Consider the following 20,101-nt stretch of genomic DNA (forward strand, 5'->3'; position numbering starts at 1 on the left):
GGGCGGTCACCGGGCGCCGAGGAGCCGGCTCGACGGGGACGCCGGTCCAGCCGGAGACCGTACCGGCCAAGCCGGAGACCGTACCGGCCAAGCCCGAGGCGCCGGCGGCTCGGCCGGTGGTCGCACCGGCCGAGCCCGCCACACCGTGAGCTGAGCAGGCGGGGCCCGGCCCGCCAGACCTACCCCCCAGCCCAGCCCGTCGCCCCCCGAGGCGGCGGGCTCAGCCCGTCGTCTCCGGCTCCCGGTCCCGGGCCACCCAGTGGCACGCCACCGCCCGCGCCCCGCCCCCGTCGAGGACCGGGAGGCTCTCGCCCCGGCAGCGGTCCGCGACCTGCGCCGCCTCGCCCGAGGCGAGGACCTGGCAGCGGGCGTGGAAGCGGCAGCCGGACGGGATGCGGGACGGGTCGGGCGGCTCGCCCGTCAGTACCACCGGAGCGCCTTCGGACTCGGGAAGCACCGACAACAGCGCACGGGTGTACGGGTGCTGAGGATCCGTCAGGACGGACTCCACCGGGCCCGTCTCCACGACCCGGCCCAGGTACATCACCGCCACCCGGTCCGCGATGTTCCACGCGAGCCCCAGGTCGTGCGTCACCACGAGGGCCGAGAGCCCGAGTTCGTCGCGCAGTCGCAGCAGCAGCGCCAGGATCTCGCCCCGTACCGACGCGTCGAGCGAGGCCACCGGCTCGTCGGCAACGATCAGTTCGGGTTCCAGGACGAGCGCGCCCGCGATGACCACGCGCTGCCGCTGGCCACCGGACAGCTCGTGCGGATAGCGCAGGAAGAAGCGCTCCGGCGGCCGCAGCCCGGCCCGCGCGAGGGCTCCGGCGACGGCCTCCCGCTCGTCCCCCGCGTACCCGTGGATCCGCAGCCCCTCCGCCACCGCGTCGTACACGGTGTGCCGGGGGTTCAGCGAACCGCTCGGGTCCTGGAGGACCAGCTGCGCCCGCTTCCGGTAGGCCTTGAGGGCCTTGGAGGTGTACGCGAGCGGCTGCCCGTCGAAGGAGACCGTGCCCGATGTGGGCTTCACCAGGCCGAGCAGCGAGCGGGCCAGCGTCGTCTTGCCGCACCCCGACTCGCCGACGAGCGCGACGATCTCGCCGGCGCCGATGTCCAGGTCCACGCCGTCCACCGCGCGGGCGGGCGCGCCGCCCCGCCGTCCGGGAAAGACGACGTGCAGCCCGTGTGCCGCGAGCAGGGGACCCGTGGGGGTCTTCGTGCCCGGGACGACCGTCGCGACGGTACTCATGACGTGCTCCCCACGTGTACGCAGGCGGCCCGGCGCCCCGCGCCCGCCTCCCGCAGTTCCTGGTCCTCCGCCGCGCACGCGTCGACCGCCACCGGGCAGCGGGGACGGAAGGCGCAGCCGTCCGGCAGGTCCGCCGGGTCCGGCGGGTCGCCCGGCAGGCCGCGCGGCGCCCGCCGGGACGCGAGGTCCCCGATCCGGGGGAACGCCGAGGACAGCGCCCGCCCGTAAGGGTGCTCGGCCGCCTCGTACACCGCCCGTGCCGGGCCCTCCTCGACGATCCGCCCCGCGTACATCACGGCCAGCCGGTCGCAGGTGTCGGAGAGGACGGCCAGGTCGTGGCTGATCATCAGGAGGCTGATGGACTGCTCGGCGACGAGCCGCTCGATCAGCCGCAGGATCTGCGCCTGGATCATCACGTCGAGCGCGGTCGTCGGCTCGTCCGCGACGATCAGCCGGGGGTCGCAGGCGAGCGCCATCGCGATCATCACGCGCTGCCGCTGCCCGCCGGACAGTTCGTGCGGATAGGCGTTCGCGCGGGCGGCGGGCAGGCCGACGTGGTCGAGGAGCTCACCCACGCGCTTGCGGGCCGCCGCCGGGGTCGCCCGGCCGTGCACGAGCAGCGGCTCGGCGATCTGGTCGCCGATCCGGTGCACCGCGTTGAGCGAGTGCATCGCGCCCTGGAAGACGATCGACGCGCCCGCCCAGCGCACGGCCCGCAGCCGCCCCCACGACATGGAGAGGACGTCCTCCCCGTCGAGCAGGATCTCGCCCCCGATCCGCGCCGAGGCCGGCAGGAGGCGCAGCAGCGCGAGCGCGAGCGTGGACTTGCCGCAGCCGGACTCGCCCGCCACACCCAGCTTGCTCCCCGCCTCCAGGGTCAGGTCGACCCCGCGTACGGCGGGCACGGCGGCGGCCCCGGAGCCGTACGTCACCCGCAGGTCCTTGATCTCAAGGAGGCTCAACGCCCCACCCCCAGTTTCGGGTTGAGAACTGCCTCGACGGCCCGGCCGCAGAGGGTGAAGGCGAGCGCGACCAGCGCGATCGCGATGCCGGGCGGGGCCAGGTACCACCAGTGGCCGGAGGAGACCGCGCCCGCCTCCCGGGCGTCCTGGAGCATCCCGCCCCAGGAGACGACCGTCGGGTCGCCGAGCCCGAGGAAGGCGAGGGTCGCCTCGGTGAGGATGGCCGTCGAGATGCCGAGCGTGGTCTGCGCGAGCACCAGCGGCATCACGTTCGGCAGGACGTGCCGGCTCATGACGTGCCCGTGGCCGCCGCCGAGCGCGGTCGCCCGCTCGATGTACGGGCGGGACTCGACCGCGATGGTCTGCGCCCGCACGAGCCGGGCCGTCGTCGGCCAGGAGGTCACGCCGATCGCCAGGACCACCGTCCACATCGACCGGGACATGACGGTCGCGAGCACGATCGCGAGGACCAGCGTCGGCATCACCAGGAACCAGTCGGTGATCCGCATGACAACGGTCGAGAACCAGCCGCCGTAGTGCCCGGCGATGATGCCGACCAGGGTGCCGATGGCGACCGAGAGGGCGGCCGCGAGCAGCCCCACGAGCAGCGAGATGCGGGCGCCCCAGATCAGCAGGCCGAGCAGGGAGCGCCCGAACTGGTCGGTGCCGAGCGGGAATTCGGCGCTCGGTGACTCCAGGGCCGTGCCCGGAGCCTGCGTCACCGACTGGACGTCCGCGCCGACGGTCAGCGGGGCGGTGAGGGCGAGCAGCGCGATGAGGGCGAGCCCGGCGAGGCCGTAGAGCCCGGCGCGGTGGGTGCGGTACTGCTTCCAGAAGCGGGCCACGGAGGCCCGGCGGCGTTCCCACCGCAGCGAGGCCGCGGACGGCAGTGTCGACTCGGTCGAGGTCATCGGCCCACCCGGGGATCGAGCAGCGGATAGAGCAGGTCGGCGATCAGGTTCATCAGGATCATCGCGCCGGCGAAGACCACGAACAGGCCCTGGACGAGCGGCAGGTCGGGCACGCTCAGCGCCTGGTAGAAGAGGCCGCCGAGGCCCGGCCAGGAGAACACCGTCTCCACCAGGATCGAGCCGGCCGCCACATGACCCAGATTGATGAAGATCATGGTGACGGTCGGCAGCAGTGCGTTCGGCACGGCGTGCCGGCGCCGCACGACGTCGTCCCGCAGCCCCTTCGCCCGTGCCGTCGTCAGGTAGTCGCCGCCCATCTCGTCGAGGAGCGAGGAACGCATCACGAGCAGGGTCTGCGCGTAGCCGACGGCCACGAGCGTGACGACGGGCAGGACCAGGTGGTGGGCGACGTCGAGGACGTACGCGAAGCCGGTCTCGCCGGTCCCCGACTCCATGCCGCCGGTCGGGAAGAGCCCGGGGATGGGGCCCATGCCGACCGAGAACACGATGATGAGGAGCAGTCCGAGCCAGAACGACGGCACCGACCACAGGGTCAGCGCGAGTCCGGTGTTCAGCTTGTCGCCGAGACCGCCGTGCCGCCAGGCCGAGCGGGTGCCCAGCCAGAGCCCGAGCGCCGAGTAGATCACCACGGCCACTCCGGTGAGCAGCAGCGTCGCGGGCAGTTTCTCCGCGATCAGCTCCCCGACGGGGGCGCGGAACTGGAACGAGGTGCCGAGATCGCCGCTCAGCGCCTTGGCGCAGTAGTCGGTGAACTGCTGCCAGAGCGGCAGGTCGAGCCCGAACTGGCGCCGGAGCGTGGCGAGTTGCTCGGCCGAGGTGGGCACGCCGTGGGTCATCGCCTTCACCGGGTCACCGGGGATGATCCGGAAGAGGAAGAAGCTGGTGACCAGGACCGCGAAGAGTGAGACGAGCGCGCCGCCCAGCTTCCCCGCCGCGTGGCGGAGATAGCCGAGGGAGGAACCGGTGCGGGATGCGCCGTCCGTGGCGCGGGCCTTCTCGGCCCGCGCCACGTCGGCGGGGGTGCTTGCCGTCGTCACCGACTACTCGCGGTCGTCGGCGGTGGTGCGGCGGCGCCGGGCGGCCCAGACGCCCACGCCGACCAGGATGATCGCGGCGGCGCCGATCCCGATGAACATCCCGGCGGACGAGCTGTCGTCCGCGTCACCGGACGCCGAGGCGGAGGCGGCGGGCACGGCGGACCACCAGCTCCAGTAGCCGTCCTGCCCCCACAGGTTGCCGGCTGCCTCCGGCATGGTCGTGATGGACTTGATCTGGTCCGTGCGGTACGCCTCCAGGGCGTTCGGGTAGGCCATGACGTTCATGTACCCCGTGTCGTACAGCCGGGACTGCATCCGCTTCACCAGATCCGCCCGCTTGGCGGCGTCGTACTCCACCGCCTGCTGCGCGTAGAGCGTGTCGAACTCCTTGTCGCAGATGAAGTTGTCGGTGGCGCCGCTGTCCTTCGGCGTCGCCGGGAGCGTGCCGCAGGTGTGGATCGACAGGACGTAGTCCGGGTCGGGGTTGACCGACCAGCCGTCGAAGGCGAGGTCGTAGTCGCCCTTGACCCACGGGTCGGAGACGCTGTCCAGGCACTCGACCTTCAGCCCGATGCCGAGCTTGCCCCACCACTCCTGGAGGTACTTGCCGATCGCCTTGTCGTTCGGATCGGTGGCGTGACACAGGATGCGGAAGTCGAGGGCCTTGCCGTCCTTGCCGACCCGCTTGCCGTCGGCGTTCTTCCTGTACCCGGCGGCATCGAGGACCTTCTCGGCCCCGGCCGGGTCGTACGCCCGCTTCTGTGCGGTCTCCGGCTTCCAGAAGTACGAGCCGAAGCGCGGCGGGATGTACCCCTCGCCCTCGACGGCGTGGCCCTGGAAGACCTTGTCGACGATGGTCGTCCGGTCGACCGCGAGGAAGAGCGCCTTGCGCACCGCGGGGTCGAGCAGTGCCTTGTGGCCGTTGCCGAAGGTCTTGCCGTCCTGCGAGCGGGCGCCCGGGTTGGTGGCGATGGCGAAGAAGCGCCGGCCGGGAGCGTCGTTCACCTTGACGTTCTTCTGCGTCTTCAGCGCCGCCGCCTGGGCGGGCGTCAGGTTCGGTACGAAGGACACCTCGCCCTTCTGGAGGGCGGCGACGGCGGCGTCACCGTCCTTGTAGTACTTGAACACCAGCTCGTCGAACTTGGGTGCGCCCCGCCAGAACGTCTTGTTCGGCTTGAGCTTGATGTACTGGTCGACCTTGAAGTCGGTGATGACGAAGGGGCCGTTGCCCACGATCGGGAACTGCTGGTCGTTGTTGAACTTCGAGAAGTCCCCGACCTTCTCCCAGACGTGCTTCGGCACGATCGGCACGTCGAGCGCCGTCATCGTCGCCTGCGGCTTCTTCAGCTCGATGACGAGCGTCTGCGGGTCGGTGGCGGTGACCTTCTTGAAGTTGGACGTGAAGCTGCCGTTCGCGGTGGCGGCGTTCGGGTCCGTCATCATCTTGTTGAAGGTCCAGGCCGCGTCCTCGGCGGTCGCTGGCTGCCCGTCGGACCACTTCGAGTCCTTGCGGATCGTGTACGTCCACGTCAGCTTGTCCGCCGAGGGCGCCCACGCGGTCGCCAGACCCGGGATCGTCCGGGCGTCCTTCGCGTCGTAGTTGGTGAGGTACTCGTACGCCAGCCGGTGGATGCTGGTCGAGGTGAGCTTCTGGGCGAGGAACGGGCTCAGCGAGTCGATGCTCTGCGAGACGGCCACCGTGAGGGTGGTGCCGCCGCTCTTGGAGTCACCGCCGTCGGACGGCGCCGCCTGCGCGGCCTGGGGGACGGCCGCGAGCGTGGTCGCGGCGACGCCCGTGGCGAGGAACAGCCGGAGGAGTCTTCGGGGAGAGGCCGGACGGGAAGGGACCTTCGTGACCATGACCATAGGACGTGACCTCGTGTCGTGGATCTTGGGGGCGCCAACTGGTGAAGCGAAGGTCTATCAGCGGGGACCGACCGCGTCAACGATGCCTCAAACCCCTTGTGGACTGCGGGAATGCCAAGAGGCCCCGTATCGGACGACCGATACGGGGCCTCATTGGTCGAGACCTGTGACGCCTTACTGCTGAGGGGCTGGCGGAGCCTGCGCGGGCCCCTGCGGGTCGGTCTGCGGCGGCAGCGGCTGCCCGGGCTGGGGCTGCGCCGGATCCTGCGGCTGCTGCTGCCAGGCCTGCGGCACGCCCGGCGCGCCCGGCTGACCGGGCTGCGGCGGATAGGGCTGCTGCGGTGCCTGGCCCGGGTAGGGCTGACCGGGTGCCGGCTGCCCCGGCGCGTACTGACCCGGCATCGGCTGACCCGGCTGGGGGTACGCCTGCGGGGGGTACGCCTGCTGCGGCTGCGCCGGGTACGGCTGACCGGGCTGCGGCGCCTGGGGCGCGTACGGCTGACCCGGCGCGGGCTGCCCGGGCGCGTACTGGCCGGGCATCGGCTGACCCGGCACGGGCTGACCGGGCTGCTGCGCGTAGGGCTGGGGGGCCTGGGCCGGGTAGGGCTGACCGGGCATCGGCTGCCCGGGCGCGTACTGCCCCGGCATCGGCTGACCGGGCATCGGCTGGCCGGGCGCGTACTGCTCGGGCATCTGCTGACCCGGCATCGGCGGGGCCATGTGCGGCGGCATCGCGCCCTGGCCGTCGCCGGTCCACAGGCCCTGCGCCTGCTGCGCCCGGACGAAGTCCTCGGCCACCATCGCCGAGAGGTGGAAGTACGCCTCCCGGGTCTTCGGCCGCATCATGTCGAGGTCCACCTCGGCACCGGCCGAGAGGTGCTCGTCGAAGGGCACGACCACGACACCGCGGCAGCGGGTCTGGAAGTGCTGCACGATGTCCTCGACCTTGATCATCTTTCCGGTCTCGCGCACCCCGGAGATGACCGTGATGGAGCGCTGCACCAGATCCGCGTAACCGTGCGCGGAGAGCCAGTCCAGCGTCGTCGACGCGCTGGACGCGCCGTCCACGGAGGGCGTGGAGATGATGATCAGCTGGTCGGCCAGGTCGAGCACGCCCCGCATGGCGCTGTACAGCAGACCCGTACCCGAGTCCGTGAGGATGATCGGGTACTGCTTGCCGAGGACGTCGATCGCGCGCCGGTAGTCCTCGTCGTTGAACGTCGTCGAGACGGCCGGGTCCACGTCGTTGGCGAGGATCTCCAGACCGGAGGGCGCCTGCGAGGTGAAGCGGCGGATGTCCATGTACGAGTTCAGGTACGGGATCGCCTGCACCAGGTCGCGGATGGTCGCCCCGGTCTCGCGCCGCACACGGCGGCCGAGCGTGCCGGCGTCCGGGTTGGCGTCGATCGCCAGGATCTTGTCCTGCCGCTCGGTCGCCAGGGTCGCGCCGAGCGCGGTCGTCGTCGTGGTCTTGCCGACGCCGCCCTTGAGCGAGATGACCGCGATCCGGTAGCAGGAGAGGACGGGCGTCCGGATCAGCTCCAGCTTCCGCTGCCGCTCCGCCTCCTCCTTCTTGCCGCCGAGCTTGAAGCGTGCGGCCGCGCCGCTGGGGTTACGGCTCGACTTCGGCTTCTGCTTGTTGTTCCGCAGGAGCCGGTCGGAGGACAGCTCCACGGCCGCGTTGTAGCCGAGCGGGGCGCCCGGCACGGACCGCTCGCGCTGGTCGTGCATCACGGGCGAGGGCCAGGCGGCCCCGGTCCGCGGGTCGACGGGCGGCTGCGTCTCCTGCGGCGGTACGGCGCCGGGGTGCGGGTAGCCGTACCCGTCGGAGTTTTGCGCCTGCGGCGGCACACCGCCGGGCTGCTGCTGGGGGTAGCCGTAACCGCCCTGCGGAGGCCGCGGCTGCGGGGGAGTGCCCGGGTGCGGGAAGCCGTAACCACCCTGCGGGGTCTGGGGCGCCTGCGGGGCCTGCGGGGGTACGGCGCCGGGGTGCGGGAATCCGTAACCGCCCTGCGGGGCCTGAGGGGGCACACCGCCCGGCTGCGGGTATCCGTACGCGCCCGGAGCCTGCGGCGGTACGGGAGCGGGGGCGCCGGGCGTCGCCGCAGAGGGCCAGGGCGCGGGCGCGGCGGGCGGCAGCGGCGCGGCCTGCGGCGCCGGCTGGGCACCCGGATCCGGCTGCGCGGGCCACTGCTGAGCGGGCGCGGGCGCGGCCGGCTGGAACGACGGCGGCAGCGGCGGCAGTCCGGCGCCACCCTGCGGGGCGGCGGGCGGGAAGGCGCCGGGAGCCTGGTCGGCCTGGGGCTGGGCGCCGGGGAACGGTCCCGGAGCGGCGGGGGCGAAGTCGGGCTGCGCGGTGCCGGGGAGGGCATCCGGAGCCGTGGCGTCGCCGGCCTGGGAGTCCTCGGCCGCGACGGCGAGGTCGGGCTCCGCACCGCTGTCCGCGTCGGTGTCGGCATCGGCTTCAATCTCAGCCTCAGCGGCAACGTCGGTGTCGGCGGCCTCGGCGTTCGCCGCCTCAGCGTCGGCGTCGGGCGCGGCCGTCACCACGTCGTCGTCCGAGCTCGGCGCGTCCGTCGTGGCGTCGGCGTCGGGGGCCGTCGTACCGGCGGAGGCGTCACCCTCTACGGTTCCCGGCGCCTCGGCACCGTCCGTACCGGGGGCTTCCCCACCGGCGGCCTCCTGGCGCGCGGCCTTCGCCGCGGCGGAGCGCTCGGCCATCTCGCGCTTGAGCGAACCGGGGGAGAAGCGCATGGTCGAGCCGCTCTCCACGTCGCCGCCCCCGAACGGCTCGCCGGAGCCGGCGGTCGCCGACACGGGCGTCTCGGGCGAGGGCGAGGGCGAAGGGGCGGGCGCGGGCGCAGGCGCCGGAACGGGAATCGGCAGGGGCGCGGGTGCGGGCATCTGCGGAGGCATCGGCGTGGGCGGCACCCCGGCGCCCGGGATCTCCGGCCCGGGGCCGTGCGCCACCGGCGCCACGGGAACCCCGGGATTCACAGGAGCCGCGGGCACCCCAGGATTCACGTGCGCCACAGGAGCGACCGGAGCAACAGGGGTCACCGGAGAGACAGGGGCCACGGGAGCCACAGGGACCGGCGCGACCGGCGGCTGCGCGCCCCAGCCGGGCTCGTAGCCGCTCCCCGCGGGGAGTCCCGGCACCGCGACCGGCGCCCCGCTCGGCGGCGGCGGAGTGGCACCGCCCGCCGTCGCACCGCCCGACGCGTTCTGCGTGTACCAGGCGGGCGGGGTGTAGTCGATGGTGAACTCACCCGTCATCTCGGCGGGATCCGCGTCGGACTGATCGTCGGCGGGCGGATTCCAACCCCCGTGGATCTCGTCGCGATCGCCGTTCACTTTGCCTCCTGGTGTGGTCGAGCACCCTTGTGCCGTTGTGGGCGGGGCTCTTCCAGCCTAATCGGCGCGGCATCGCGCGGGCAGGCCCGGCAGCCGCTCCGCGACCACCGTTCCGGCCGGGTCGAGCCCCCCAAGTGACCCGGCCGCGCCGCAGAGTGAGAACCCCGACCGTTCAAAACGATGCAAAAAGGGACGTACTTGAACGACTTCGTGCCGCTCAGTCCATTCTGCGCGCGCCGCCCAACAATCCGGTCTCGGCGTCCGTCGCCTGTGTCATCACGAACTGCCGGTCGCTCTGGGTGCACCACAGGGTTACCCCGTCGGCGAGCGTCGACAGCGCCTCGTACTCGTGGCGCGGGAGGCCCATGATGCGGCCGATGTGCGTGGCCTCGTCCGGGGAGACCCGCTGGACGCCGACCAGCGAGGACTTCTCCAGGAGGCGGGGCGCGACCGGGCTCAGGTACGGGAGCAGCGTCACGACCGACTGCCAGGGCGCCGACACGACACGGCCGCGCGGCGGCCGCATGCCGCAGTCGCGCACCACGACCACCGGGCTGCCCGCCGAGGCGCCCTGCGGCGGCACGCGCCCCACGTCGTGCAGCGAGACGCACGGCTGCCCGCCGCCCGCCGCCTGCGCGAGCGGGGTCCACGCCTGCGCGCGGCCGGTCTCGACGGCCACCCGCGCGCCCGTGGCGGCCGCGCGCAGCGCGAGCACCTGGGCGGTCCACAGGCCGCCGATGAGCGTGACGTCGTACGGGACGGGCCGGTTGATGCCGAGCACGGCGGGCCGGTTCTCGGCGTCCACGCCGATCACGACACCGTCGTCGCCGACGGGCAGGGCGAGCGCGTCAAGCTGGTCCAGGGGTACGGAGTGCCGGTCGCGGCGCGGCCCGACGAGCCCGAAGCCGAACCGGGGCCGCGCCTCCCGTGCCGTACGGCCCGAGGAGCGCGCCGAGCGCGAGTCGCGGCGGGAGGACGAAGGACCGGAAGGCGCACCGGCACCCGGCGACGTACCGAAGGAGGCGTGGGACATCAGCGCGCACCCCCCAGCGGCAGCGTCGCCAGCATGCCCGGCACCTGTTCGCGGTCGAGCCGCACCAGGCCCGTCCGCACCCCGCGCGCCGCGCGCTCCAGCTCGTGCCGTGCCGCCACGAGTTCCTCGTCGCTGCGTCCGGTGATCCGCACGTGTCCGGTCACCGTCACCTCCTGCCGGTCCCCGCCGCTCAGCGTCAGGCTGAACGTCGTCGCGAGCGCGGGCAGCGAGGTCAGCAGGGCCACCAGCTGTGGCATCGAGGCGCCCGCGCTGCCGCCGGGACCGCCCAACTGGGGCCAGCGCCCCACCCAGTACGTCGTGTGGCGCCGGTCGTCGACCCGCCACGTCCGCGCGGTCTCCTGCGTCCGCCGGGACTGCGCCTGCCCCCGGCCCGCCTGCGTGATCGCCATCGGGCTCGCACAGGTCGAGGTCGCGATCGCCGCGGTCAGCTCCTGCTCGGTCAGCACGCTCGCCCGGAAACCGGCGCCCGCGAGTCGGCTCGCCAGCTGGTCCGCCGCGCGCACCACGCACTTCTGCGCGCCCGTCATGCCGCCGCCGCGCGCGGCGACCGCCTCCGGGCAGAGCTCGGGGTCGAGCTTGAGCGCGATCCAGGTGATCCGCACCGCGGGCGAACCCGTCTGCGCCTGGAGCGGCCCGTAGTTGCGCGCGGCCATCGACTGCGCGGGCAGGTGCGGCGCCGGCGCCGGCTGCGTGTGCTGCACGATCTGCGCCGACTCCAGCCGGATGCCGTCCACGCTCAGGACGTCCCGCACGAGCCCGACGGGCAGCGGCCGCGCCCCGCGGTCGGGCCGCAGCGCCGTGCCGTCCGACTCGACCCGCAGTACGGCGGTCAGGAAGGTGCCGTCGCCGATCATCCCGACCGGCCGCCGGTCGCGGTCGCTGTACGCGTACGTCCGCAGCGCCGGGTCGCACTCCACGAGCGGCGCGAGCCCCGGCTCCGTGCCCTCGGGCACGGCGAAGGACGCCGCCCGGCGGGACCGGGCGCGCAGCGCGAGGAAGGTGCCGAGCCACTCGGGCAGGGACCGCCGGTGCCGGCGTACGAGCGCGAGCAGGACGAGCACGACGGCGACCACGCCCGCGGGCACCAGCATCAGCCGGTCGACGACCCAGGCGACGGCGAGCAACGCCGCCGCCACCTCTATCAGTACGAGCTGTTGCAATCGGAACGAACCGAAGTGTCCGGGACGTGCCTGGAGCCTCGGTGAGACCGAGGAAACGGATCCCGTGGAAGGGGGTGTGGATGCGGTGGCCGCGCCGGGCCGCGTCCGCGTGGCGGAAGCCATGATGGAGAATCCCCCTCAATTCGTCCCGATCGCCCTGGCCCGCCAGGGCTTTGGCGGCCGGATCACCCTACCCGCCCCACGAACACCACGGGACAGCAGGCATAGTAGGGGGCCGGTCCGACAGCCGGGGCCCGGGTGTCACCTCCCCCGGACCCCGCGCGAAGACTGCGCCTGACGAGAATGGGGACTCATGGCATCGCGCCGGGACGAGCTGAACGCGTACACCTTTGCGAAGAAGCGCACGGTGGCGGCATTCCTCCAACCCTCGCCCTCCGGTACGGAGGAGGGGGCGCCGAGGCCGCTGCGCGCGATCGTCCCCGGCCTCATCGTCGGAGCGCTCGTGATGGCGGGCTTCGGCGCCTGGGGCATGTTCAGCCCGCAGGCCCCCAAGGGCTGGGACGTCCCCGGGACCCGGGTGATCGTCGGCAAGCAGTCGACGACCCGGTACGTCGTCCTGGAGACCGGCAACGGCAAGGACAAGAAGACGCTGCTCCACCCCGTCCTCAACCTCGCCTCCGCCCGTCTCCTGCTCAACCCCGACCAGTTCCAGGTCGTGCAGGTCGCCGACAAGAAGCTCGACGAGGACAAGCAGCGCGGCCCGATCCTCGGCATCCCCTACGCCCCGGACCGGCTGCCCGCCGCCGACGACGCGGGCACGGAGAAGCGCTGGGCCGTCTGCGAGCAGCCCGGCGGCGGCAAGGGCGCCAGCGTCCAGAAGGCGACCTTCCTCTTCGCCAAACGCGACCTCCCTCGCACCGAGGACAAGAGCAAGCTCGGCGACGGGGACATCCTGTACGTCAAGGGCCAGAAGGGCGCGGCCCAGTTCCTCGTCGACCACACCGGCACCAAGTACCCGGTGAACGCCGAGCGCCCCGGACTGCTCACCGCCCTCGTCGGCCTCGGCAAGAAGCCGCAGGCCGTCACCGACGACTGGCTCGCGACCCTGAAGACCGGCGACCCGATCGACTTCCCGAGCCTCAAGGGCCTCGGCGGCGAGGTCGGTGCCCCCGCCGCCATCCCCGGCAGCACGCTGAAGGAGACCGAGGACCGCATCGGCATGGTGCTCCTCGCCCAGACCGGCTCCGGGCCGCAGAACTACGTCGTGCTGCCCGGCCGGGTCCAGCCCGTCTCCGCGTTCACCGCCTGGCTCCTCATCAACTCCCCGGAGACCGGCGTCCTCGACATGGACGGCAAGCGCACCCACGTCGACGCCTCCTCCTTCGTCCCGGACCCCAAGGTCTTCAACGGGGACGTGCGCTGGCCGCAGCGGCAGACCGACGAGGTCGTCAACGCCGCCACCGGCGACGGCGACGGCGCCCGCGACACCGTCTGCAGCGTCCTCAACGACGTCGACGAGAAGGGCGAGACCACCCTCACCACCTGGGCCGGCACCAAGTACCCCGCCGAGATCACGGCCGGCGGCACCAGCACGTACGTCACCCCGGGCAGCGGCCTGCTCTACACCCAGGTCATGGGCCAGGGTCAGCAGAAGACGCCCGACGGCTCGCTCTTCCTCGTCACCGACACCGGCCTGCGCTACGCCGTCCAGGCCAACGGCGACAGCGACGCCGCCCGCTCCGAGATCGGCACCGGGGACAAGGAGAAGCCGGCCGACGGACGCCCGGAACCCTCCGAGGCCCAGAAGCGTCTGGGCTACGAGAAGGTCATGCCGGTCCTCGTCCCGATCGAATGGTCGGAGTTCCTGTCGAAGGGCCCGCGACTCGACACCAACAGCGCGCGTCAGCCGCAGGGTTCCTAGGGGGTGGCACCGGTGACGACGACGTACCGCACGGCGGCCGCCCTGCTCACCGCCGCCACCCTGACGGGCCTGCTCGCGGCGCCCGCCGCGGCGGCGACCCGTCCGGCGACGCCCGGGCCCGGGGCCTGGGCGCTCGACGGCAGTGGCGAGTGCACGTTCCCCATGAAGAAGCAGATCGAGGGCACCCCCTGGCCGCTCCAGCGGGTCCTCCTCGACGAGCTCTGGCAGCACAGCAAGGGCAAGGGCGTCAGGGTCGCCGTCATCGACACCGGGGTCGACGACGTCAACATCCAGCTCCGGCCGCCCGCCGTCGACGCCAAGGCGGGCAAGGACTTCCTCAAGCCCGACAAGAACAACCCCGGCTTCGGCGACGAGAAGCGCGGCAAGACCGACGGCACCGTCGACGAGGTCGGCCACGGCACCAAGGTCGCCGGCATCATCGCGGCCCGCCCCCGCAACGGCACCGGCTTCGTCGGCCTCGCCCCCGAGGCGACGATCATCCCGATCCGCCAGAACGACGAGAAGAACAGCGGCAAGGCCGACACGATGGCCAAGGCGATCGACTGGGCCGTCGCCAAGGGCGCGGATGTCATCAACATCTCGCAGGACACCACCCAGACCCTCGAAGCCGACTCGCCCATGGCCGTATCGATCGCCAAGGCGATCGAGAAGAAGATCGTGGTCGTCGCCTCCGCCGGCAACGACGGCATGGACGGCAAGTTCAAGAAGACCTACCCGGCCGCGTTCCCCGGGGTCCTCGCCGTCGCCTCGTCCGACCGGAACAACGAACGGGCCGCCTTCTCCCAGGCCGGCCCCATGGTGGGTGTCGCCGCCCCCGGAGTCGACATCGTCTCCACGGTCCCCGGTGGCGGTCAGTGCGTCGACAACGGGACGAGCTTCTCGGCCCCGTACGTCGCCGGCGTCGCCGCCCTCCTGAAGGCCAAGTACCCCGACTGGTCCGCGGCCCAGATCGTCACCCGGATCGAGCAGACCGCCGTCCGGTCCATCAACGGCCGCGACCCCTACGTCGGTTGGGGGGTGGTCGACCCGGTCAAGGCGCTCGCCGACGCGCCGCCGGGGACGCCCCCCTCCGTGCCCACGCCCGACCCGGGCCCGCCCAAACCGCCGGCTCCCGAGCCGGCCCGACTGGCGCTGTCGGAGACTCCCCAGGAGCGCTCCGAACGGCTCGCCACCTACGCGTTGGGGATCGGTGGTGTGCTGGTGGCCGTGGTCGCCGGAACCGCCACCGTGATCCGCGACAGCCGCCGGAGGAGGGGGGTTCGTTGAACCTCGTACCGGTCAAGTATCCGGTGCCTCCTTTGCAGTTGGAACTGCCGCCGCCAATGGCTAAAGTGACCGCGGGGGGCACGACAGTGCGAACCCCGCACGGGGGCGGCATCAGAAGATTCCCGTCCGCATCACAACCGGGAGGCCCGACGGCACGGCCGTCGACGCCACCGAAGGAAGAAGGGGCAAGATGTCGAAAGACCTGAACGTAACCAGTGCCGAACAAGTTCGGCTCGCCGGCCGGATCCAGGACTTCTCCGATGAGCTCCAGTCCCGCATCACCAACCTCAACGGCGTGGTCGACCGCGTCCAGGCGGGCTGGCAGGGCGCTGCGAGCAAGGAGTACGACCGGGTCCAGAACGACCTGAACGTGCGTCTGCGGAGCATGCGCAACGAGCTCAGCAAGCTCGAAGAGATGATGCGCATGAGCGCCGACGGCTTCTCGCGCGAGGAGGAGGACCGTCTGCGGTCCTTCCGCACGATGGACACCTCCGGCGGCGCCGGCGCCGGCGGCGGCAACCAGAGCGCCATCCTCGGCGTCTGAGCCACCGGCTCGACCAGTCCTCCGCGCCACTCTCACTCCAGGAGTCATCACCATGACCACTGCGGTCAATTACGACACCGTGACGCAGGCGGCGGCCGACACCCGCCTGACCTCCACCACCCTCACCCAGAAGCTGGACGACCTCATGGCCGAGGTCAACCGCGTCGCCTCCAACTGGGAGGGTGAGGCCAAGGTCGCGTACCGCGAGACCCAGGACCGCCTGACTCGCGACATGGCCGGCATGAACCAGGACCTGGCGCGCATCGCCCAGCTCCTCGACGAGTCGGTCGCCGGATACCAGGACACGGACAAGGGCAACGCCGCCCGCTTCCGTATGTGACATCCCGCGCAACACGCGTGAGGGGGTGGCCCGTTCCCACGGGCCACCCCCTCACGCGTACCACCGGCTACCGCAGGTCGAACTCGCCGTCCCTGGCGCCGAGGACGAACGCGTCCCACTCGGCCTTCGTGTAGCGCAGCACGGTTTCCTTGTCGAGCGACGAACGCATCGCCACCCCGCCCTCGGGCAGGTGCGCGATCTCCACGCGCTCCTCGTCCGGGCTGGTGCCCGGAGCGCCCTGCCACTCGACGCCGGAGATGTCGAGCGCGTACAGCTCGTCCTTCTGCCGCTGCTTCTCGGCGGCCAGGGCGCTGTCGGCGGTGCTGGCGTGTGCGTCGGTCATCGGCGCTTTCCCTTCGCGGTGGTACGGCGGTCCCTTCCACAGTAGTGGGACCGCCGCACCGGTACGGCGGAAAATCCCGCCTCCGCCGTACCGCTCCGCTCAGTGCTGTTCCGGCAGCCAGCCCAGCTGCACCAGCGGCGTCCCCCGCTTGCGCGAGACGAACGTGCCCCGGCCCGGAGGCATCGGACGCGCCCGGACGCTGCCCAGGATGTCGCCCTCCTGCGGATCGCCGGAGAGGACCACGCCCTGCGCGCCCATCTCCCTCATGCGCTGCATGAACGGCTCGTACATCGCCCGCGAGGCCCCCGCCTGGTTGCGCGCCACGATGAACCGGACGCCGACGTCCCGCGCGAACGGCAGGTTCTCGACGAGGACCGCCAGCGGATTGCCCGAGTTGGTGGCCACCAGCTCGAAGTCGTCGATCAGCACGAACAGTTGCGGACCCGTCCACCAGCTCCGGTCCCGCAGCTGCTGCGGCGTGATGTCCGGCTTGGGCGCCCGCTTCGTCATCACCGTGTTGATGGCGTCCATGTGCATCTGCATGGCCGAGGCCATCGGCGCGTACTCCAGCAGGTGCGAGGGCGCGACCGCCTCCAGCATCGTCCGCCGGTAGTCACCCACCACGATCCGCGCCTGCTCCGGCGTGTACCGCTCGCACAGCTGCTTCGCGATCAGCCGCAGCAGCGCCGTCTTGCCGGACTCGCTCTCACCGAAGACCAGGAGGAACGGATCCGACTCGAAGTCGACGAACACCGGCTCCAGGTTCGTCTCGTCGATGCCGATCGCGATGCCGTGCTGCGGGTACTCGAAGCCCTTCGGCAGCTGCTCCGCCGGCAGCCTGCGCGGCAGGAGCCGCACCGCCGGGGCCGGAGCCCCGGTCCAGCTCGCCCGCACGGCCTGGACGAACGCCGCCGTGCCCTCCGAGAGATCGGCACCCGAGCTCGACCCGTCGATCCGCGGCAGCGCACCCATGAAGTGCAGCTTCTCCGCCACCTGGCCGCGCCCCGGCACCCCGGTCGGCACGTTCGCCGCGACCTTGCGGTCGAACTCGGAGTCCATGACGTCACCGAGCCGCAGCTCGAGCCGGCCCAGCATCTGGTCCTTGAGCGCCGCCCGCACCTCCATGTACCGGGAGGCGGTGATCACCACGTGGATGCCGTAGCCCAGACCGCGCGCCGCGATGTCGGAGACGATCGGCTCCAGGCCGTCGTAGTCGTTGCGGAAACCGCCCCAGCCGTCCACGACCAGGAAGACGTCGCCCCAGGCCTCGCCCGGCAGTTCACCCGCGGCCCGCTTGCGCCGGTAGGTCGCGATCGAGTCGATCGAATGCGAACGGAAGAACTCCTCGCGCCGGTTGAGGACGCCCAGCACCTCCGCGACCGTCCGCCGCACCCGCTCCGGGTCGAGCCGCGACGCCACCCCGCCGACGTGCGGCAGATCGGCGAGCGAGACCAGACCGCCACCACCGAAGTCCAGGCAGTAGAACTGCACTTCGGCCGGCGTGTGGGTGAGCGCGAACGACGAGACGAGCGTCCGCATCAGCGTCGACTTGCCGGACTGCGGACCGCCGACCACCATCATGTGACCGGCCGCGCCCGAGAAGTCCCGGTACAGCACCTCGCGGCGCTGCTCGAACGGCTTGTCGATGAGCCCGAGCGGCACCGTGAGCCCGCCCTGGCGCGTGTACTCCGTCGCCGTGAGCCCCCGGTCCGCGGTCTGCGCGAGCCCCGGAAGCAGCTGGTCCAGCGAGGGCGCCTGGTCGAGCGGCGGCAGCCACACCTGGTGCGCCGGCACGCCCTGACCCTCCAGACGCCGCACGATCACGTCGAGGACCGTGTCCGCGAGCGCGTCGTCCTCCTCGGCGCGCTGCGCCGTGAGGTACGCCGGGTCCGGCGCCGCGTACACCACGGGCACCGGCGACGCCGTGAAGAGCGCGGGCCGCCGCTCCACCGGCATGTGCCCGATCTCCAGACGCGGCCCGCCCGAGCGGTGCGTCCCCGAGACGTACGCCGCCTTGAAGCGGGTCATCTCGTCCGTACCGAACTTCAGATAGCCCGAACCGGGCACGGAAGGCAGGTGGTACGCGTCCGGCACGCCGATCGCGGTCCGCGACTCCGCCGCGGAGAAGGTCCGCAGACCGATCCGGTACGAGAGGTACGTGTCGAGACCCCGCAGCTTGCCCTCCTCCAGGCGCTGCGAGGCGAGGAGCAGGTGCACGCCCAGCGACCGGCCGATGCGGCCGATCTGGATGAACATGTCGATGAAGTCCGGCTTGGCGGTGAGGAGCTCGGAGAACTCGTCGATCACCAGGACCAGCGAGGCCAGCGGCTCCAGCGGAGCACCCGCGGCCCGCGCCTTCTCGTAGTCGTGGATGTTGGCGTAGTTGCCCGCGGAACGCAGCAGCTCCTGGCGCCGCTGCAACTCGCCGCGGATCGCGTCGCCCATACGGTCGACCAGCGTCAGGTCGTCCGACAGGTTGGTGATGACCGCCGCCACGTGCGGCATCTGCGACATGCCCGCGAAGGTCGCGCCGCCCTTGAAGTCCGCGAGGACGAAGTTCAGCGTCTCGGAGGAGTGCGTCACCGCGAGACCCAGCACCAGCGTCCGCAGCAGCTCCGACTTGCCGGAACCCGTCGCACCCACGCACAGACCGTGCGGGCCCATGCCCTCCTGCGCGGCCTCCTTCAGGTCCAGCATGACCGGCTGGCCGTCCTCGCCGACACCGATCGGCACGCGCAGCCGCTCGGCGACCGTCCGCGGCCGCCACGTCCGCGCCACGTCCACCGACTCCGCGTCCCCGAGGTTCAGCAGATCCGTGAAGTCCAGGTTGGCGAGCAGCGGCTCGTCGTCGTCCCCGCCGCCCATCCGCAGCGGCGCGAGCTGCCGGGCCAGCGCCTCGGCCGCCGGCAGCGAGATGCCGTCGGGCAGCCCCTCGTACGCGAAGCCGCCGCCGAACTCCAGGCTCAGCCGCCCCGGCCGTACCACCACGGAGAGACCACCGCGCGGCTCGTCGAGCTCGCCCGAGACGACCTCCACGATCGTCACGCCCTGGAGGCCCTCGGCCGCCGCGAGCAGCGAGTCCGGCGGCACCATCCCGCCGTCCAGGACCACGACCACGTGCGGCTGGTCGAGCACCGGCTGGTTGTCCCGCGAGAACCGCGGACGTCCGTCGAGCTTCGAGCGGACCAGGTTCTCCAGCTCGCCGAGGTCGTCACCGAACAGCCGCTTCGTACCGGCCCCGTCGACCTGCCCGGGCACCTGCGTGTGCGGCAGCCACTTCGTCCAGTCCCACCGCTCCTGCGACGCCCGCGCCGCGACCACCGCGAGCATCAGGTCGTCGGGGGAGTGCAGCGTCACCAACTGCGCCACCAGCGCACGCGCGGCCGCCTGCGCCGACTCCGGGTCACCCGACACCGTCACGTGGTAGAACGCCCGCATCGAGACCGCCATCGGCAGCCCGTCCAGCGTGCCGTGCACCGCGAGGAACTGCTGCATCGCGCCCGCGCACAAGGGCTCCAGCTCGTCCACCGGAGCGGTGTCCGGCGCCACGAGCGCCGTCGCGAGCTGCTGCGCCCCGAGCCCGATCCGCGCCTGCCCGAAGTCGTGGTCGCCCACCCGGCGCTCCCACACCCGCGAGCCCTCGGCGACGACCGACCACAACTGCTCGGGGGAGGGGTGCAGATACAGCTGCGCGTCCCGCTGCTTGCGCGCCGTGCGCCGGACCGTACGCCGCGTCTGCGCGAGGTATTTGAGGTAGTCGCGGCGGACATCGGCCATTTGCCCCTGCGTACCGCGACGGAATCTGACGAACTGGGCGACGGCCATCGCGACCGTCGACGCCAGCATCAGCACGCCCATGATCCGCATGATCGGCGACGGCGTCATGAAGAAGAACACCACCGAGGAACCCATGCCGAGCATCGGCAGGAGCTGCATCAACGCCGACTCCTGCTGCCCCCGCGGAAGTTCCGGCGGAGACTCCAGGACGAGTTCCTCACCGGGCACTTCCGGCGGAAGCGCCCTCGGCGGGCGTTTGACGACGATCTGGCTCACCGGCGCATCAATCCCTCGTAGGAGGCGGGCTCGTGGCG

The 20,101-nt window shown here is 72.2% G+C and carries 14 protein-coding genes; 4 read left to right on the forward strand and 10 right to left on the reverse strand.

Annotated elements, in window-relative coordinates; translation table 11 throughout:
- Positions 1 to 220: 220 nt before the first annotated feature.
- The 8 genes from ASC82_RS11025 to eccE form a co-directional block, all read right to left on the reverse strand.
- Complete coding sequence (locus ASC82_RS11025) at positions 221 to 1,249, reverse strand: ABC transporter ATP-binding protein (protein WP_056644736.1); 1,029 nt, start codon at positions 1,247 to 1,249, stop codon at positions 221 to 223.
- Entirely contained in the window at positions 1,246 to 2,211 is a 966-nt protein-coding gene (locus tag ASC82_RS11030; protein ID WP_056644739.1) for an ABC transporter ATP-binding protein, read from the reverse strand. Before ASC82_RS11030 ends, ASC82_RS11025 begins: the two co-directional genes overlap by 4 nt.
- The gene (locus ASC82_RS11035; protein WP_056644742.1) at positions 2,208 to 3,122 is read right to left on the reverse strand and encodes an ABC transporter permease; all 915 of its coding nucleotides are present in this window, start codon (positions 3,120 to 3,122) and stop codon (positions 2,208 to 2,210) included. Before ASC82_RS11035 ends, ASC82_RS11030 begins: the two co-directional genes overlap by 4 nt.
- Complete coding sequence (locus ASC82_RS11040) at positions 3,119 to 4,180, reverse strand: ABC transporter permease (protein WP_056644745.1); 1,062 nt, start codon at positions 4,178 to 4,180, stop codon at positions 3,119 to 3,121. The genes ASC82_RS11035 and ASC82_RS11040 overlap by 4 nt, the downstream gene beginning before the upstream one ends.
- A 3-nt stretch (positions 4,181 to 4,183) precedes the next feature.
- Positions 4,184 to 6,040 carry an ABC transporter substrate-binding protein gene (locus ASC82_RS11045; RefSeq protein ID WP_056644976.1) on the reverse strand — a complete coding sequence of 619 codons (1,857 nt, stop codon included), beginning with the start codon at positions 6,038 to 6,040 and terminating at the stop codon, positions 4,184 to 4,186.
- Between the two features lie 180 nt (positions 6,041 to 6,220).
- Entirely contained in the window at positions 6,221 to 9,400 is a 3,180-nt protein-coding gene (locus tag ASC82_RS11050; RefSeq protein ID WP_056644749.1) for an SCO5717 family growth-regulating ATPase, read from the reverse strand.
- 217 nt (positions 9,401 to 9,617) lie between these two features.
- Complete coding sequence (locus tag ASC82_RS11055) at positions 9,618 to 10,433, reverse strand: hypothetical protein (RefSeq protein ID WP_056644754.1); 816 nt, start codon at positions 10,431 to 10,433, stop codon at positions 9,618 to 9,620.
- On the reverse strand, positions 10,433 to 11,737 hold the full coding sequence (eccE, locus tag ASC82_RS11060) for a type VII secretion protein EccE (RefSeq protein ID WP_056644757.1): 1,305 nt from the start codon (positions 11,735 to 11,737) through the stop codon (positions 10,433 to 10,435). The genes ASC82_RS11055 and eccE overlap by 1 nt, the downstream gene beginning before the upstream one ends.
- A 190-nt stretch (positions 11,738 to 11,927) precedes the next feature.
- Between eccE and eccB the strand changes: the two genes are divergently transcribed.
- The 4 genes from eccB to ASC82_RS11080 all read left to right on the forward strand — a co-directional run bounded on the left by eccB (position 11,928) and on the right by ASC82_RS11080 (position 15,667).
- Positions 11,928 to 13,496 carry a type VII secretion protein EccB gene (gene eccB, locus ASC82_RS11065; protein WP_056644760.1) on the forward strand — a complete coding sequence of 523 codons (1,569 nt, stop codon included), beginning with the start codon at positions 11,928 to 11,930 and terminating at the stop codon, positions 13,494 to 13,496.
- A 12-nt stretch (positions 13,497 to 13,508) separates the two neighbouring features.
- On the forward strand, positions 13,509 to 14,783 hold the full coding sequence (gene mycP / locus ASC82_RS11070) for a type VII secretion-associated serine protease mycosin (RefSeq protein ID WP_079039192.1): 1,275 nt from the start codon (positions 13,509 to 13,511) through the stop codon (positions 14,781 to 14,783).
- Positions 14,784 to 14,973: 190 nt separating this feature from the next.
- Positions 14,974 to 15,327 (forward strand): WXG100 family type VII secretion target, encoded by a 354-nt coding sequence (locus ASC82_RS11075; RefSeq protein ID WP_056644763.1) that lies wholly within the window; start codon positions 14,974 to 14,976, stop codon positions 15,325 to 15,327.
- 52 nt (positions 15,328 to 15,379) lie between these two features.
- Positions 15,380 to 15,667 carry a WXG100 family type VII secretion target gene (locus ASC82_RS11080; RefSeq protein WP_024758247.1) on the forward strand — a complete coding sequence of 96 codons (288 nt, stop codon included), beginning with the start codon at positions 15,380 to 15,382 and terminating at the stop codon, positions 15,665 to 15,667.
- Between the two features lie 67 nt (positions 15,668 to 15,734).
- On the opposite strand, the gene ASC82_RS11085 is transcribed toward ASC82_RS11080, so the two are convergent.
- Positions 15,735 to 16,010 (reverse strand): DUF397 domain-containing protein, encoded by a 276-nt coding sequence (locus ASC82_RS11085; protein ID WP_024758246.1) that lies wholly within the window; start codon positions 16,008 to 16,010, stop codon positions 15,735 to 15,737.
- Positions 16,011 to 16,109: 99 nt separating this feature from the next.
- Positions 16,110 to 20,063: a type VII secretion protein EccCa gene (gene eccCa, locus ASC82_RS11090; RefSeq protein WP_056644767.1), complete on the reverse strand. Its 3,954-nt coding sequence runs from the start codon at positions 20,061 to 20,063 to the stop codon at positions 16,110 to 16,112.
- Positions 20,064 to 20,101 lie beyond the last annotated feature (38 nt).

The organism is Streptomyces sp. Root431, from assembly GCF_001426585.1.
Classification (GTDB): Bacteria; Actinomycetota; Actinomycetes; order Streptomycetales; family Streptomycetaceae; genus Streptomyces; species Streptomyces stackebrandtii.